At 62.1% G+C, this 16,295-nt stretch carries 14 protein-coding genes; 5 read left to right on the top strand and 9 right to left on the bottom strand.

Annotated features, from left to right (window positions below):
- Nucleotides 1–38: 38 nt before the first annotated feature.
- Together NFJ07_RS01900 and NFJ07_RS01905 are read right to left on the bottom strand one after the other, a co-directional pair.
- The gene (locus NFJ07_RS01900; protein WP_269992073.1) at nucleotides 39–770 is read right to left on the bottom strand and encodes a hypothetical protein; all 732 of its coding nucleotides are present in this window, start codon (nucleotides 768–770) and stop codon (nucleotides 39–41) included.
- A 188-nt stretch (nucleotides 771–958) separates the two neighbouring features.
- Nucleotides 959–1,333, bottom strand: coding sequence for a hypothetical protein (locus tag NFJ07_RS01905; RefSeq protein ID WP_269992074.1), 375 nt, complete (start codon nucleotides 1,331–1,333; stop codon nucleotides 959–961).
- Between the two features lie 349 nt (nucleotides 1,334–1,682).
- Here NFJ07_RS01905 and NFJ07_RS01910 point away from each other — a divergent pair, with 349 nt between their 5' ends.
- The 3 genes from NFJ07_RS01910 to NFJ07_RS01920 all read left to right on the top strand — a co-directional run bounded on the left by NFJ07_RS01910 (nucleotide 1,683) and on the right by NFJ07_RS01920 (nucleotide 3,426).
- Nucleotides 1,683–2,348: a hypothetical protein gene (locus NFJ07_RS01910; protein WP_269992075.1), complete on the top strand. Its 666-nt coding sequence runs from the start codon at nucleotides 1,683–1,685 to the stop codon at nucleotides 2,346–2,348.
- A gap of 62 nt (nucleotides 2,349–2,410) precedes the next feature.
- Nucleotides 2,411–2,938: a hypothetical protein gene (locus tag NFJ07_RS01915; protein ID WP_269992076.1), complete on the top strand. Its 528-nt coding sequence runs from the start codon at nucleotides 2,411–2,413 to the stop codon at nucleotides 2,936–2,938.
- Nucleotides 2,938–3,426, top strand: a complete 489-nt coding sequence (locus NFJ07_RS01920) for a hypothetical protein (protein ID WP_269992077.1) — start codon at nucleotides 2,938–2,940, stop codon at nucleotides 3,424–3,426. The genes NFJ07_RS01915 and NFJ07_RS01920 overlap by 1 nt, the downstream gene beginning before the upstream one ends.
- On the opposite strand, the gene NFJ07_RS01925 is transcribed toward NFJ07_RS01920, so the two are convergent.
- From NFJ07_RS01925 to NFJ07_RS01955, 7 genes are all read right to left on the bottom strand, one after another.
- Nucleotides 3,416–3,751: a hypothetical protein gene (locus tag NFJ07_RS01925; RefSeq protein WP_269992078.1), complete on the bottom strand. Its 336-nt coding sequence runs from the start codon at nucleotides 3,749–3,751 to the stop codon at nucleotides 3,416–3,418. The genes NFJ07_RS01920 and NFJ07_RS01925 overlap by 11 nt on opposite strands.
- 263 nt (nucleotides 3,752–4,014) lie before the next feature.
- Nucleotides 4,015–5,841: an HNH endonuclease signature motif containing protein gene (locus NFJ07_RS01930; protein WP_269992080.1), complete on the bottom strand. Its 1,827-nt coding sequence runs from the start codon at nucleotides 5,839–5,841 to the stop codon at nucleotides 4,015–4,017.
- A 121-nt stretch (nucleotides 5,842–5,962) separates the two neighbouring features.
- Complete coding sequence (locus NFJ07_RS01935) at nucleotides 5,963–6,961, bottom strand: DegV family protein (RefSeq protein ID WP_269992081.1); 999 nt, start codon at nucleotides 6,959–6,961, stop codon at nucleotides 5,963–5,965.
- Between the two features lie 57 nt (nucleotides 6,962–7,018).
- Complete coding sequence (leuS, locus tag NFJ07_RS01940; protein WP_269992151.1) at nucleotides 7,019–9,547, bottom strand: leucine--tRNA ligase; 2,529 nt, start codon at nucleotides 9,545–9,547, stop codon at nucleotides 7,019–7,021.
- A gap of 401 nt (nucleotides 9,548–9,948) precedes the next feature.
- Complete coding sequence (glpK, locus tag NFJ07_RS01945; RefSeq protein ID WP_269992083.1) at nucleotides 9,949–11,463, bottom strand: glycerol kinase GlpK; 1,515 nt, start codon at nucleotides 11,461–11,463, stop codon at nucleotides 9,949–9,951.
- Nucleotides 11,464–11,522: 59 nt separating this feature from the next.
- Complete coding sequence (locus NFJ07_RS01950) at nucleotides 11,523–12,272, bottom strand: MIP/aquaporin family protein (protein ID WP_269992085.1); 750 nt, start codon at nucleotides 12,270–12,272, stop codon at nucleotides 11,523–11,525.
- A gap of 174 nt (nucleotides 12,273–12,446) precedes the next feature.
- On the bottom strand, nucleotides 12,447–14,264 hold the full coding sequence (locus tag NFJ07_RS01955) for a glycerol-3-phosphate dehydrogenase/oxidase (RefSeq protein WP_269992087.1): 1,818 nt from the start codon (nucleotides 14,262–14,264) through the stop codon (nucleotides 12,447–12,449).
- Nucleotides 14,265–14,388: 124 nt separating this feature from the next.
- Between NFJ07_RS01955 and NFJ07_RS01960 the strand changes: the two genes are divergently transcribed.
- Both NFJ07_RS01960 and NFJ07_RS01965 read left to right on the top strand, forming a co-directional pair.
- Nucleotides 14,389–15,351, top strand: coding sequence for a sugar-binding transcriptional regulator (locus NFJ07_RS01960; RefSeq protein ID WP_269992089.1), 963 nt, complete (start codon nucleotides 14,389–14,391; stop codon nucleotides 15,349–15,351).
- A gap of 54 nt (nucleotides 15,352–15,405) precedes the next feature.
- Nucleotides 15,406–16,287, top strand: coding sequence for an aldo/keto reductase (locus NFJ07_RS01965; RefSeq protein WP_269992091.1), 882 nt, complete (start codon nucleotides 15,406–15,408; stop codon nucleotides 16,285–16,287).
- Nucleotides 16,288–16,295 lie beyond the last annotated feature (8 nt).

The raw sequence follows: 16,295 nt of genomic DNA on the forward strand, positions 1-16,295 counted from the left end.
TCACATAATGCGGCAACGATGGAGAGGTCGCAATACCTTTACTTCCAGTACTTGACTTTGGGTTCATTCCGCCACCGGGGAGCCTTCATTTTGCGAAAACCCGCAAATATGCAAAGCCCCATGAAAATCCAGAATCCGCTGTCGCCTACGAAAACGGCGCCCTCTGAGCCAGACATTCTACCGATGATGAAAGAAGAAAAAGCCATAATTATGCCAAAGAATTGGACAAAACGCCATAACTCATAGCGCTGCTTGAAAACCTCCACAACGTCTGCCTTGTGTCCCGAAACGCGCACCTTGAGTTCTGGCATCGCAGGCTTGCCGTCTGTGAGTACTTGCATTTCAAACCATTCATCTCGTCTTAAAAGAAATGGTTTGAACGTAAGTACATTGGCGTCGAATTCATACTCTGTTTCCGTCCGGATTTCCAACGGATCATAGATTGCAACGCCGACAATCCTACCTTCGAACGTGACCCTCACCGGACCGTCGTAGGCTTCAGCCTTGAGCTCGCCTTTCCCGCGATTACCAAACCGGATCACACTGAGGAACGGCCACCGGGTTTCCAAACCCTGACGATTCGTAACCCTTACGAACGGCGCGTTACTTCCAGCCATGAGGAGGGGTGTTTGACTACGCAATTGCCATACCGGCTTGATCGTGGCGCGCATCCACCATGGGACTAGAAACGCCAGAGGTATGCCGACAACGCCGGTTACGATGCCAATCCAGGCAGAGTTGGTATTTACCCAGTTTTCCAGTTCATGCACGAGATGAGCCTACTAGAGCATTCCTACACTTCCTCGCAACATGTCCCCTGGTGGGAGGCGTAAAAGTGGTGACTTGCGCGGCCACCCTTGCGACCGGGATGGAACCCGCGGCTACCGCCTGGCCCAAGGCCGGCGTCTTCGAATTGACGGAGACTACCGACGTGTTGCCCGCGAAGCTTGGTAGCCACCTACAGCGGCAACACTCCACTACTGATCAATATTGCGTATATTCCAAGGGCCACCCACAGGCTAGCTAAGGACAGAAGCAGTCGATCTCCCGCCCGCCGGGACAGCTTGTGTACAAGTGGACTCATCATTTCGATCGTTATCAACAGCAAACAACCAGCGATGGCTGCAAATGCGAATTCTAGTTCTATCTCATTGCCAGAACCCCGCATGATAGCTCGCAAGGCGGCAAACTCGCCCAAAACTATGGACAGAGTGATGTAGACCGCGCTCGTGAGCGCGTTGGGCGTGAGGCTCGCCTTCGAGTAGATGGTGAAGCCGTCGGCGTCCTTGATGGTGACGGTGTAACTTGCCCCGGTCAGAGCTGGAGCACTCATCAGACGGGTTCATACGCTGCTATCGGGCAAGGGATTCTTGGACCTCACCACCCTGACTGTCAGCCAGGCATTTAACGACAGATTTTGATCGGGAAGTACCTTACCCGACAGCAGCGTATGAACTGATATTTGTTTGAAAGTGCGGTTTTCACGGACCATGCACGCACCATGAATGATGGGTATACATTTGTAAACCTCTTTATCCACAGGCCCTTTCTATGGGTCGCATTTTACGTCGCCCACCATATAATGTGCGACGTCACGCTAAAATTCTCCACGAAAGCGGAATATGTGTCATAACAGAGTCTTTCTGACCGGGTTCCCACAGCAGCCCTAATGCCTGTGAAAAATGCCGTTTGACGAACGGCCGAATAGATTGCAAAGCATTGCCAGCGGCTTCTGGCAGAATGCCGGTATGGATGCTCTCCTGTTAGAAGAACTGATCAAGTGGACTGGTATTGGTGTCGCCCTGGCGGGAGCCATTCTGACGTCACCGGACGGCACACGACGGCTTGTGCGCGGTCTTTGGCTGTGGATTCAGAAGGTATTCCTCCGACGTGTGCCGCAGCCAGCCCACAATGCCACAGTGACCATGGAATCTCACCTTACCGGTAGAGACAGCCTCACTGCTGAGCTGATGTGGGGGCCGGACTCGCCGCTAGACCACCGGATCGAAATACTCCGCGGCCGCATCGAAGGACTCAAGGCAGAATTGACGGACATGAAGTCTGAACTGGGTGGCCGACTGAATGTTCACGACCAAATACTCGCCCAGCTTTCAGCCGACATCGATGAGACTAGGCGTATGCTGCACACGCGGATCGACATCAGTGAAGAAAAGAGTGCGCAAATCGACGCGTTCGGGTTACCCATTATCGGCCTGGGCATCCTTCTAAGTGGCGTTCCCCAGGAACTTGCGGCCGTGGCGTGGCTTGGAGTGCCACTCACTGCCTTCAGCATCGTTATGACGATCGCTGTGTTGGTCCACGGAATTCGGCAGGGTGCCTGGAAGTAGCCGGAAAATCATGCTCGGCAGGTCTGAAAGGGATCTCGGAAGCTTTCTGACACACTGTCCCCATGGATGGGGAAACAATACGCACAATCGCCACTGGCGCCGCGGCGGTCCTGGCCGGCTTTGGTGGTGCAGGCATCGCCGGGTGGTTCAATCGCAAGAACACCAAGACAACTATCGAGGCGGTGAAGGTCCAGGCCGAGCTCGACCGAAATCAGGGGCACATGCAGTGGCTCAGGGATCGCAAGGTCAAATGCTACGCCGAATTTCTCGCTCAGTCGTCCAGCGCCCAAAAAGCCCTTGCCATCATCCACACGAACGACGTCAACAAAATAGTGCAGATAAAAGAGCTTGTAGTCCTCAACAGCGATGAACTTCTCATCCTTGCTCCCAGGCACATCTACGATGCCGCCATAGACGTGATGAACGGGATCACCGCAATCGCGCAGGCTACTGAGCCAAACTCAGATGCCAATGCTCGCGACGCCGCCTACGGTGGTGCCTACAGAACCTTCATTGAGAAATACACGACTCTGGAGCGACTGATCCCGCACGATTTGGGCGTCGAAGAGCTCACGGAGGCTGACGCCTGATGGACTTCAACCCTTCGATCTGGGGCACGGTTGGCCAGTGGGCTTCAGCTGTAATTACCGGGTCTGCGTTCTTCGCCACCTTCTACGTCATCCGTAGAGATGCAGCGGTTCGGCGTTTCTCCCAGGCCCGCAAAGTGGCGTACTACGTGAAACCTGTCAAAGTCTCTGTTTACGAGCCCCCTGGGACGGTTCCCAACGCTGAATACATCATCAAGAACATGAGCGACGAGCCAATCTACGGCGTCACCTACTACTACAATCATGGCCCCAAAAGGGGCCGTGTGCTCGGAAGCGAGGAAGTCGTAATACCCGGTGAAGAGGTCATCTTTACAACGGAAGCCAGTGAAGATGTCCTCCGCGAAAACGGTTATCCATTCGTTTGGTTCCGAGACAATTCCGGCCATTTTTGGAACCGCAGCATTGATGGCTTCCTGCGACGAGGCGGCGGCGCGATCTCGAACTTGAAATGGGTCAAGACTACTTGGTAGCCGTGCCTTCTCTCAGGGCTCGTTTGAGCGCCTGTATGTCGTTGCGTATCTTATCGATGAGCCACGGTGCGGTCAGCTGGCCTAGAGCGTCCGTTGCACTAGCTTGCTCAAGTAGATATTCGTAGCTGTCGATTATTGATTGCCGTTCGGCTGTTGCTATTAGGGCTTCAAGGTCGCGCTTCATCTCAACGTCTTGGTCGTCTCCCCCGACAAACCATTTAGTCACGAACGCCTCAACGCTATCTGTTTCAATGGGCTTGGCGGGGAGGTGAGCTAACCAGTCCTCAAGCTTCCCGGTCCAGCCGCAACCGATCAAGGCCTGCAATGGAAGCAGAGACTCCGTTTTGTTGACGTGGCCAGGCTGAGCGTCGGCGTCGTGGTCCAACGGTGGCGCAAGACGAGCAACGAATCGGAGCCGGGCGGCACTCGCAGCATCATCCGCGGGTGAGGCTCGGTTCCTACGTGGCATATCCACGAGACTAGAACGTCCGAACCCACAGCAGCAGCCTGGAGCGGCGCTATGTGGACAGGCCCGCCGCAGAGTGCCTGTGGAGGATCAGTGGCCGCAGAACACGACCCACTCAGGACTCATATCTGGAAGTAGTGGTTTCTTCGGGGTTTTTGGTGCGGGTCGGTGTGGGGTGGCGGGATGAACCAGGGGATCCCGTTGCGGACCTGGATCTGACAGTCTTCCTTGTGGATCAGGTGATGGTGATGGCTACAGAGCAACGTCCCGTTAACGGTGCTGGTCGGTCCACCCCGGGACCAGTACTCGATGTGGTGGGCCTCGCACCACGGGGCCGGCATGGTGCACCCGGGGAAAGCGCAGCCTTTGTCCCTCGCCGTGATGGCCTTGCGGAGGTGGGCCGGGAAGACCCTTGAAGCCCGGCCGATGTCCAGGACCTGGCCCTCGCCGCCCAGGACCACGGGGATAATGTCCGCGTCGCAGGCGAGTTTGCGCAAGGTGGCGGCCGGGACGGGCCCGGTGAACGTGAAGGACCCGGTGCCCAGGCCTGGCCGAGGTTGGCCGAAGAGGGCGGCCCGGCCGGACTGTGAAGGTTGCCCGGACTGGGAATGCCGGCTGTATTGGGTGAAGAGTTCGCGGTGGTCGATGGTGGCCATGATCTGCGGGCGGTGGCCGCCGGTGGCGGGCAGGGACCCGGTGGCGAGGGCGAGCTTGCAGGCGCCGATCAAACCGTCCAGGAGCTTCTGCGGCCTCGACCTCCGGTCCAGCAGCTCGTTTCCCCCGTCCGGCTCGTTTCCATCGTCCGGATTGTCTCCACGGTCCGGATTGTTTCCACCGGCCTGATCCGCAGGGCTTTCGTTTCCGTCCCCGCCGGCGCCGGTGCCCTGGGGTGTGCGGGTTCGGGGGTTGGTGGCGGTGTTCATGACGGTGAGCAGGTGTTCGTACTGCTCGGTGGTGGCGAAGATCTCCAGATGCGCCAGGCCGTGCCTGGGACGGCGTAGGAACGCGCCCTGATGGTAGCGGAGGGATTCTTCGGAGGGTTCCGGGCCGTCCTGGTCGATCGCGTCGACCCAGCGCCGGGCAACCCTGGCCAGGAAATCCTGATCACTTTCCTCCGCGGTGCGGGCCAGGGCGTGTTCCATCTCCACCGCCTTCTCCGGGCTGCACAGCGGACGGACCTTCTCCAAGGCCATCGTGATGATCCCGGCCGGGCGGGACCCGATCACCCCGGACGCCAGCGCCGCGCCGGTTTCCTCGTACCGGGGAGGGATCGCTTGTCCGGTGAGGCCGCGGCCCGGCAGCAGTTCCCGGGCCAGGACGAGCCGGCGCCTGGCCTCGGCGGCACTGATCCGCAGCAACGAACGCAGATGCTCGGCCGTTGACCTGAACTCCCCGCCACGGGCACTCCCCGTTCCCCGCACGGAAGAAGCCGCACCCGCCTCACCGTTGACGGTCCCGCCGCCGGACACGCCGGCGTCCTGCACCGGGCCGGAGGCCCCAGCCTGCGCGTCCGTGTGGCCTGCCGTGGTGTCGGATGTCCAGCCCATGCCGGAACCGGTATCCGCAGCAGCGGCCCAGCCCGTCGTCCAGCCCGCCGACGCGGCCGGTTTCCCGCCTTCCTCGCCGCGAACCCGGTCCAGCCCCGAAGCGGCGACCAGCTGGAGGTATTCCACCGCCCTCGAGAGCTCCTCCACCCCGGACGCGAACGCCACGACCTCCTGGAAACCCAGCCGCCCGACGTCGTCGACTGCTGTTTCCGCAAAACACCGCACCTCCGCCAGCGAACTACCCCAACCCCGCCTCGGAGCACGGTGATCAACTCGCGAAGCAACCACCGCCAGACGGCCCGGAACCCCGACAAACCGCGGCGCCCGGGCCTTACGGGATACCACGAACCGGCCAGGGCCAATACGGCCCTGCCGGGTGTCGAAGTATCCGATCGCTTCCATAGAAACACTCTGCCAGGAGGGTGCGACAAAATAGGGCCGTCGCCCGCAAGGACCTCAGCTCGCCTGCGGATACGCGTGGCCCCGCATCGCGGTGTTCGCCTGACTCGTTGTGGCCCCCGCCTTAAGAGATGAGCGCCGCGGCACCAGGAGTACTGCTTTCGCCGACGACAACCGCTAAGACGCCTAGTCCGGCGTGGGCTGCCAGAACGGCAGGCAGGGCGCTGATCTGTGCAGGCGGGCAACCGGGGCAGTTCTCTCCAAGCCGGGCCGCGAGCCGCTCTGCCTCTGCAAGGTTTCCAAAGTGATGCACGGCGAGCCGCGATTGTCCTGCAGGCCGGGAATTGACATCCGCAGCAACGATTTCTTCGAGCCGGGCAACAGCCTTGGCAGCCGAGCGCACCTTCTCGAGCGGCACGATCTTTCCGTCGTCGACCGCGAGGATCGGTTTGATGGACAGCATGGCCCCGAGCAAGGACGCGGCAGCGCCGATTCGGCCGCCGCGCCGGAGCTGCTCAAGGCTCGGCACATAGAAGTAGACCTTCGTGCGGCCCAATCGCTCCTCGGCAAAGTGACGGACTTCGGCTGCCGAACGGCCGTCTGCGGCGGCAACCAGAGCGCTTTGGACGCCCATGCCTTGCGCCATCCCCACGGTGCGGGAGTCAATGACTTCGACGGGGATCGAGACGCGCTGTGCGGCCATCCGGGCGGCATCGGCGGTGCCGGACAGTCCTGCGGAAATGTGGATGGAGACGACGGCTTCGAAACCCCGATCCTGGGCGGCGAGATAAGCCTGTTCGAACTGGCCCGGTGAAGGCCGTGAAGTCTTCACCGACGCTCCCGCCGCCAGGGCCAGCGCGAGCGTCTGGGTGATGTCGTCCTCACCCTCGCCGTAGATCTCCTCGCCCACCAGGACAGGCATCGGCACGACGGCGAGGCGGCCGTCGGCAACGAACGCCTTGACCCATTCGGCCGGGAGTGCGGCTGCCGAGTCGGTCACGACGGCGGTGCGCACGGCGACCGGCACCGGCTCAGTTCCGGCCCGGCCCGGCGTCGTGGACTGGCGTAGGCGGGCCAAACGTTCCTTGAGCCACAACCATGCGGGTGGTTCGCGGTCCGTCAAGGGAGCCTCCTGGAGCTGGTGGCCGGCCGCCGGCAAGCACCGGCGGCCGTTTCCCGGCTATGCCGGGACGATGTTGACCAGTTTAGGCGCGCGCACGATCACGGTGCGGATGCCGCGGCCATCGAGCGCCCGCTGCACGTTTTCGCTGGCCAAGGCGAGCTCGCGCAGGGCGTCCTCACTGATGTCCGGCGAGACGTCCAAGCGGTCACGAACCTTGCCCTGGACCTGCACGACGGCCGTCACGGTGTCGTGGACGAGAAGCGACGGATCGTGGGAGGGCCAGCCGGCGTTCGCCACGGAGGCCGGGTGGCCCAACTGGTTCCACAGGTCCTCGGCCGTGTACGGCGCGAAGAGGCTCAGGATGATTGCCACGGCTTCGGTGGCTTCACGGACGGCGGGGTCTGCGCCACCGGCACCGGAGTCGATGGTTTTGCGGGTCGCGTTGACCAGCTCCATCAGCTTGGCCACCACGACGTTGAACTTGTTGTTGTCCAACAGCTCAGCTGCGTCGGCGATGGTCCTGTGTGTGACGGTGCGCAGCGCGCGGTCACCAGTGGAGACGTCGACGCCGGGCTCACTCGCGACGTCCTGGCCAAGGCGCCAGGCGCGGGCAAGGAACTTTGCGGAGCCGGACGGCGAGACATCTGCCCAGTCAACGTCGTCCTCGGGCGGGGAGGCAAAGACCATCGTCAAGCGGACCGCATCTACACCGAACTTGTCCAGTTGCTCGCCAAGATCCACGCCGTTGCCGAGGGACTTGCTCATGGCCTTGCCGCCGTTGAGGACCTGTCCCTGGTTGAGCAGGGCGCTGAAGGGCTCGTCCGCTGCGAGCAGGCCCATGTCGTGGATGACCTTGGTGAAGAAGCGGGCGTAGAGCAAGTGCAGGATGGCGTGCTCCACGCCGCCCACGTACTGGCCGACCGGCATCCAGTCGTTGATCTTGGCCGGATCGAACGGTCCCTCGGTGTAGTGCGGGGAAACGAAGCGCAGGAAGTACCAGGACGAGTCAACAAACGTGTCCATGGTGTCCGTGTCGCGCTGGGCGGCCCGTCCGCAGTTCGGGCACTCGACGTTGACCCATTCCAGCGCCGAGGCGAGAGGAGACGTACCCCTCGGGGACAGCGCCTCTCCGCGCAGGTTTTCAGGCAGGGTCACTGGCAGTTGATCGTCCGGCACCGGAACCTCGCCGCATTCGGCGCAGTGGATGATGGGGATCGGGGTACCCCAGAAGCGCTGGCGGCTCAGGAGCCAGTCGCGCAGGCGGAAGTTGACGAACTTCTCCCCTGTGCCCAACTTCTCCAGGATGTCGATGGCTGCGGGGATGGCCTCGGCCTTGGACAAGCCGTCCAGTTCGCCGGAGTTCATCAAGGTGCCCTCGCCGGCGGTCGCGATGCCGGTCTCCGCCGGGTCTTCCCCGCCGGTGTTCAGTACCGGACGCACCGGCAGGTCAAAGGCGCGGGCGAAGTCGAGGTCGCGCTGATCGTGCGCGGGTACTGCCATGATGGCGCCCGTGCCGTAGTCGGCGAGCACGTAGTCGGCTGCCCACACAGGAAGTTTTTCACCGTTGAGCGGGTTGACGGCGTACCGGCCGGTGAACACACCGGTCTTCTCGCGTTCAGTGGACTGGCGCTCGATGTCCGACAGGGCCTTGACCTTTTCGCGGTAGGCCATGAGCGAGTCGTGGTGTTCGGGCGTGACCAGGTCCAGGGCCAGGTGCGCGTCCGCGGCGACGACGAAGAACGTTGCCCCGTACAGGGTGTCCGGACGGGTGGTGAAGACAGTGACTTCGCGCTCTGCGCGGCCGTCGGTGGCTTCGATCGCGAACCGAACGTGTGCGCCCTCGGAGCGGCCGATCCAGTTGCGCTGCATTGCCAGAACCCGCTCGGGCCAGTGCCCCTGGAGCTCGGACATATCGTCCAGCAAACGGTCGGCGTAGTCGGTGATCTTGAAGTACCACTGGTTCAGGGACTTCTTCGTGACGGGCGTCCCGCAGCGTTCGCACGCGCCGTTGACTACCTGTTCGTTCGCCAGAACGGTCAAGTCCTTCGGACACCAGTTGACCGGGGAATCCTTGCGGTAGGCAAGCCCGCGCTCGTAGAAGCGCTTGAACAGCCATTGCGTCCAGCGGTAGTACTCCGGGTCCGAAGTGTGCAGCCGGCGGGACCAATCGGCAGAGATCGCGTAACGCTTGAACGATGCGGCCTGCGTATCGATGTTGGCGTACGTCCACTCGCTGGGGTGGGCGTTGCGCTTGATGGCGGCATTCTCTGCCGGCAGGCCGAAGGAGTCCCAGCCGATGGGGTGCAGGACGTCGAAACCCTTCTGGCGGAGGTACCGCGCCACGACGTCGCCCATCGCGAAAGCCTCAGCGTGGCCCATGTGGAGGTCGCCTGAAGGGTAGGGGAACATGTCCAGGACATAGCGCCGCTCGCGGGAGCCGTCGTCAACAGGAGTGAAGACTTTAAGGTCTTCCCAGACCTGCGGCCACCTTGCCTCCATCGAGGCGAAGCTGTAGACACCCTCCTCGGGCGTCTCGCCTGCCACTGTTGACTGTGCTCCGGTTTCTGTCTCCGGCTGAACGCTCACTGCTGCCCTCTTCTGTTCTTCCATGACGGTTTTGCCTCCTGCTCCGGGTCCCGGAAGGTCCCGGACACACAAAAGCCCCTCGGCAAGGAGGGGCGGCCGCTCGGTTCGCGATGGTTTAGATATCGACGTTCACCGGGCGGCTAGCTAAGCAGAAGGATCGCACGCATAAAGCCACCTTACCGTCCTTGTTGCGTGTTTGTATAAAACACCCAAAAGGGCGCTGCGAGTGGGTGGGAGTTTGAGGGAAGCCGCCGTTCGCCGGTGGTGAGTGACCCGCGTTTCGAGGGGGTGGCCCCTCGCCAGGGTGTGGTGGGCACCGCGAAGCGGGCGGGGCAGGGGCCGCCCCCTCGAAACAGGCGAGGCGGCCCCAGTCTAGGTGTGGCGCGAACAGTAAGCGTCGCCTACTTAACGTCCTCGTCTACCCAATCCATGGACTTGGTCACAGCCTTCTTCCACAGGCGCATCTGCCGCTCCTGCTCTTCGGCCGCAAGCTGCGGCTCCCAGCGCTTGTCCTCGCCCCAGTTTGAGCTGAGTTCGCCAAGGTCCTTCCAGAAGCCGACGGCGAGGCCTGCCGCGTAGGCGGCACCCAGGGCCGTGGTTTCCACGACCTTCGGACGGACCACGGGCACGCCCAGGATGTCCGCCTGGAACTGCATGAGCGCCTCATTGGCGACCATTCCGCCGTCGACCTTCAACTCGGTCAGCGGAACGCCCGAGTCCGCGTTGACGGCGTCGAGCACTTCGCGGGTCTGGAAGGCTGTGGCCTCCAGGGCAGCGCGGGCGATGTGGCCCTTGTTGACGAAGCGCGTAAGGCCCACGATGGCTCCGCGGGCGTCGCCGCGCCAATACGGGGCGAACAGTCCGGAGAAGGCCGGAACGATGTACACGCCCCCGTTGTCCTCCACGGATTCGGCTAGGGTCTCCACCTCTGGTGCCGAAGAGATCAAACCGAGGTTGTCGCGGAGCCACTGGATCAGCGAACCCGTGACGGCGATGGAACCTTCGAGCGCGTAGTGCGGTTTGGCGTCGCCGAGCTTGTAGCCCAGTGTGGTCAGCAGTCCGTTCTTCGAGTGGACGATCTCCTCGCCCGTGTTGAAGATCAGGAAGCAACCGGTGCCGTAGGTGTTCTTGGCTTCGCCCGCTTGGAACGCAGCCTGGCCGAAGGTTGCCGCCTGCTGATCGCCCAGGATGCCTGCGACGGGCACTTCGCGCAGCAGCTGGGAGGTGTGGACTGCGCCATAGACCTCCGACGAGGATTTGATTGCCGGCATCATGGATGCCGGAACTCCGAAGATGTCCAGGATCTCCTGGTCCCAGGCCAGCGTGTCCAGGTCCATGAACATGGTGCGTGAAGCGTTGGTGACGTCCGTGGCGTGGACTCCGCCGTCGACTCCGCCTGTCAGGTTCCACAGGACCCAGCAGTCGGTGTTGCCGAAGATGAGGTCCCCGGTTTCAGCCTTGGCCCGCGCGCCTTCAACATTGTCCAAAATCCACTTGATCTTGGTTCCGGAGAAGTAGGTGGCCAAGGGCAGGCCGACCTTCTGCTTGAAGCGGTCCTGGCCGCCGTCGCTGGCCAGTTCGTCCACGATTGGCTGTGTGCGCGTGTCCTGCCAGACGATGGCGTTGTAGATGGGCTCGCCCGTGTTCTTGTCCCATACGACCGTGGTTTCGCGCTGGTTCGTGATACCGACCGCGGCGATGTCGTGCCGGGTCAGGTTGGCCTTGGAGAGTGCAGAGCCGATGACCTCACGGGTGTTGTCCCAGATTTCGATCGGGTTGTGCTCCACCCATCCGGCCTGCGGGAAGATCTGCTCGTGTTCCATCTGCCCCGAGGAAACGATGTTTCCCGAGTGGTCGAAAACGATGGCGCGCGTGCTGGTGGTTCCCTGGTCGATGGCGATTACGTATTGCGACATTTTGACGTCCTTGTCTGGTTACTTTGGAGTGGATGCTGGATAAGTGTCTGAGCGATGAACTACTTGGCGATGGTTGCCATGATCGGCACTGAGTGGGCGACGAGGCCCGCGATGGTTCCGCCCAGGAGCGGGCCGACCACCGGAACCCAGGCGTAGGCCCAGTCGCTGGAGCCCTTGCCCTTGATTGGCAGAATGGCGTGGGCGATACGCGGACCGAGGTCACGGGCCGGGTTGATCGCATAGCCTGTCGGGCCGCCGAGGGACGCGCCGATGCCGACGACGAGCAATGCAACCGCGAGCGGCCCCAAGCCGGAAGGGGTGCCGCCGAAGGTCAGGATCACGAAGACCAGCACGAACGTGGCGATGACTTCGGTGACGACGTTCCACGGGTAGGAGCGGATTGCCGGGCCCGTGGAGAAGACGGCGAGTTTGCTGGCTGCCAGTGGCTCGGCGTCGAAGTGCTGCTTGTGGGCGAGCCACGCGAAGACGGCGCCAAGGAAGGCGCCGGTCAGTTCTCCACCGAAGTAGGTGAACGTGGAGGCCGCACTCACGGCTACCCCGGGGGCGAACTCGGCCTTTCCATCAACCAGGAGACCAAGCGTGACGGCCGGGTTCAGGTGCGCGCCAGACATGGCCGCCACGTATACGCCGGCAAACACTGCGATGCCCCAGCCAAAATTCACCATCAGGAACCCGCCGTTGTTACCCTTTGTGCCCTTCAGCGCGACGTTTGCCACAACGCCACAGCCAAGGAGGGTGAGCATTCCGGTTCCGAACACTTCGGAAAGGAAAACAATTCCGAGAGACATCTTTGACTCCTCATTTTCTTCTGTTGTCAGCCCTGCAGGTTTTGTGGGGGCCGTTGGGCCGGCGTCTTTCAGCGCCGTCCCGGTTGCGGTCCTCCCTGACCGAGCGGAGCACCGCAACCCTTGTGTCCAGGCTTCTTGGCCGGAACAATCAAGCTGATGTGACGTACATTACGTTCATGCGACGAGGCTGTGAACAGTCACGCCATGAAAACGCAGAAGCACCTCCTGTGCGTGTTGGATTTCCGCGTCACGCTTCGCTGCATCCCAGGCAAGCTGCTTGGCGAGCACTTCGGCGATTTCGTTGAGGAGTTCCCCCGTGACGAGGCCGCGGAAGGCCAGCGAGGTGCGGCGGATAAGGACATCCACGAGGTGCCCGATTTGTTCGTTGGCGGCCATGAACTCAAGCTCCCGGACGCTGAGCTCGTTCGTGGAGCGTAGTTTCCGGTCCTCGCCTGCATTGAGGTAAGCAAGGACTTCCTCGGCGCGGGTGCCATAGCGGGTCAGCAAGCCGCTGACCCGGTCGGCACCGAGACCCCGTTTCCCATTGGCCTGAGCCATGTGCTTCTTGACCCAGTCTTGGACTCCGTCTTCACTGTTCGGGAACCCCAAGCCGCCTCCGATGGCGAGTTTCGCCGTCGAGACCTTCCGTTCCATGCCCAGCTCACGGAGGACGTCGTTGCTGAGGTGTTCGGCGAGGGCCCGGAAAGTGGTCCACTTTCCGCCGATCAATGAAAGTACGACGGCGGCCCTGCCACCTTGGGCGGCTGCAGTACCGGAGGCTTCCCGCTCACTTCGCTCGATGCGGTAGTCGCGTGACACGAAGCCCGGCTGGGTATCGTCGTGGCGCGGAAGCGGTCGGACGCCGGCGAAGCTGTAGACGATGTGGCTGCGCTCAACCTTGATGGAGGGGAAGACGTGTCCGACGAGGTCGAAGAAGTAGTCAATCTCGGCTTCGGTGCACACGGCATCCCGGGCCATGTCGGCGTCGACGTCGGTGGTGCCCACCAGGACGCGGTCGCCCATCGGGTAGATGAGCACGATCCGCCCATCCGTGTGTTCGAAGAAGATCTCCCGGCCACCGCACGCTGCGAGCAGTTCCGGGTGATCCAGGACAACGTGGGAGCCCTTGGTTCCTCCCATGAAACGGCTCGTGGCGCCCATTGCCTCGTTGGTGAGGTCCACCCACGCGCCTGTGGTGTTGACGATCACGTCGGCCTGGAATCTGAATTCCCCGCCCGTCAGTTCATCGCGCAGCAAAACAGCGCCAGCTGAGTCTGTCGAGGCGGAGTCCATTGAGATCAGGGAGACGTAGTTGCTGGCTCGGGCGCTGCCGCCCGGCAAGCCACTTCCGATACCCGCCTTTTCGCCGTCCTGCAGCACATCGAGCGTCAGGCGCTCCGGGTTATGCACGGACGCGTCAAAGTAGGTGGCAGCGTATTTGATACCGGGGTGCAGGCTCGGCAACTCGGCCAAGGCCTTCTCCCTGCCACGGAACTGATGGCGGGGAACGCTGCCGCCGTCGCGGGAGAAAAAGTCGTACATGCTCAGTCCGAGCTTGATGAGGAAGGCGCCGCGTTCTTTCGGCTTGCCTTGCTTATGCGTGAGGAAGCGTGTGGGGGCGGAAAGTATCCCGGAGAAGGTGCTGAAGATCGGGATGGTTGTCTGCAGCGGCTTGACGTAATGGGGAGCGATCTTCAAAAGCCGGTTGCGCTCGACCACCGATTCCCGAACGAGGCGGAATTCGCCGTTCTCGAGGTAGCGGATGCCGCCGTGGATCATGTGGGATGAGGCTCCGCTGGCGCCCTGGCAGTAGTCGCCGCGTTCCACGAGGGCGACGTCCACGCCTTGCAACGCCAAATCACGGAATGTTCCGACGCCGTTGATGCCGCCTCCGACTATCAGCACCTGGGCTTGCGGCCGTTCGCGAAGCGCGGAAACCGAGGTCCGACGTGGTGATCCTGCTGCGGAACCGGAATTGCTGGTGTATCCCAAAACTGCTCCCTTGGGCTTTGGTGTGTGCGCTGCATCACTTGACGTCGCACCTTGCACAACTATTCTTCGAAAGAATGGAAAATGAAATCAAGCTATTTGCACAAACGTGCAGAACGGAACTGAGATGCCACGATCACGACATTCAGAGGCCCTCCGGGCAGCGCAGATGTACTACCTCCAGGACCTCACCATGGACGCCATTGCCCGCGAACTTCGGACCTCGCGTTCAACGGTCTCCCGCTTGCTGTCCTCGGCCCGCGAGTCGGGACTGGTCCAGATCCAGATCCGCAGTCCTCTGGATTCCGCCCCGGAACTGGAGCGCATGATACGCAGCCACTACGGCGTCGATGTGCATGTGGTACCTGTCCTGGACACCTTGAACGAGGCGGAGACCCTTGATCGGGTGGCGACGCAGGCCGCGCGGACCATTGGTCCCCTGGTCGATTCCAACGCCATCATCGGAGTGGCCTGGGGTGCGACCATTAGCGCCGTCAGCAGGCACCTGACCCGCAAGATCACGCACGGCAGCACTATTGTGCAGCTCAACGGCGCCGGCAACATGCACACCACCGGCATCACCTACGCGAGCGACATCATGCGCCGCTTCGGCATCGCCTATGGCGCGCGGGTGGAACAGTTCCCGGTGCCCGCCTTCTTCGACCACGCGTCCACGAAGACCGCTATGTGGAATGAGCGCAGCGTCCAACGCGTGCTCGACCTCCAAGCCAGGATGAGCATCGCCATCTTCGGTGTTGGGTCGGTGCATTCGGATTACCCCAGCCACGTTTACGCGGGTGGCTACCTCGATGAAACAGACCTGAATCTACTGGCCAGCTCGGACGTCGTAGGCGATGTTGCCACCGTCTTCTTCCGCTCCGACGGCTCCTCCGACGGCATCACCCTCAACGAGCGGTCCACCGGCCCAAGCCACGAGCAACTAAGGCAGGTCCGTCGCCGCATCTGCGTCGTCTCGGGTGCATCCAAGATCAACGGACTGCGCGGAGCACTCGAAGCGGGGCTGGCAACGGATCTGATCCTGGACGAGGCAACGGCGAAGCACCTGGTCAGTTTCGGCAGCCCTTCCTGAATAATTGAACGACCCTGAAACATTCCCGGCACCGAGGTAGGTAGAGTCTTGGCTATGAAACCCTCGCCTAGGCTCAGTCTCAACAACGGTGTCTTGATTGACCAGTTGGGGTTCGGGCTCTACAAGGTGCCACCTGCGGATGCCACATCTTTGGTCGCCACTGCGCTAGGCGCCGGCTACCGACACTTCGATACAGCCGCCATGTATGGCAATGAGACCGGGGTCGGCCGCGGCATCGGCAGCGCGGTCATACCCCCGCCCGGCGTGGACAGCAACACGGGAGGCTCCGGGGAGGGCACACACGGCCTCTCCCGCGAAGACGTCTTTGTCACCACGAAGCTCTGGAACGATGACCACGGCTACGACTCCACGCTCCGCGCCTTCGATTCCTCCATGGCCAACCTCGGCCTCGACTACGTCGACCTGTACCTGATCCACTGGCCCTGCGCAGGGCGCGGACTGTTCCAGGAAAGCTACCGGGCCATGGAAACCCTGTACCGCGAGGGCCGGGTGCGCGCGATCGGAGTCTCCAACTTCCAGCCGGCCCATCTCGAAGCACTCATGCAAAAAGCCGAAGTGGTTCCGGCGGTGAACCAGATTGAACTGCACCCATGGTTGCAGCAGACCCGGCTCCGGACCCTCCACGAGCAGTTACGCATCCGCACCGAAGCGTGGAGCCCGTTGGGCCGCGGCCAGGTCCTTCAGGATCCGGCCGTCCGGGCGCTCGCCGACAAATATGGAAAGACGCCTGCGCAAATCATCATCCGCTGGCACCTCCAGCTGGGAAATATCGTGATTCCCAAAGCGAGTACCGCGGGACGCATCCAGGAGAACTTCAATGTCTTCAGCTTCGAGCTAGACGCCGACGACATGGACGGCTTGGCCGCCCTCGAACGCCACCACCGCACCGGGTCACACCCGGACAACGTCAACTAGGACCCGCC

This window comes from Arthrobacter sp. B2a2-09, from assembly GCF_027587375.1.
Taxonomy (GTDB): domain Bacteria; phylum Actinomycetota; class Actinomycetes; order Actinomycetales; family Micrococcaceae; genus Arthrobacter.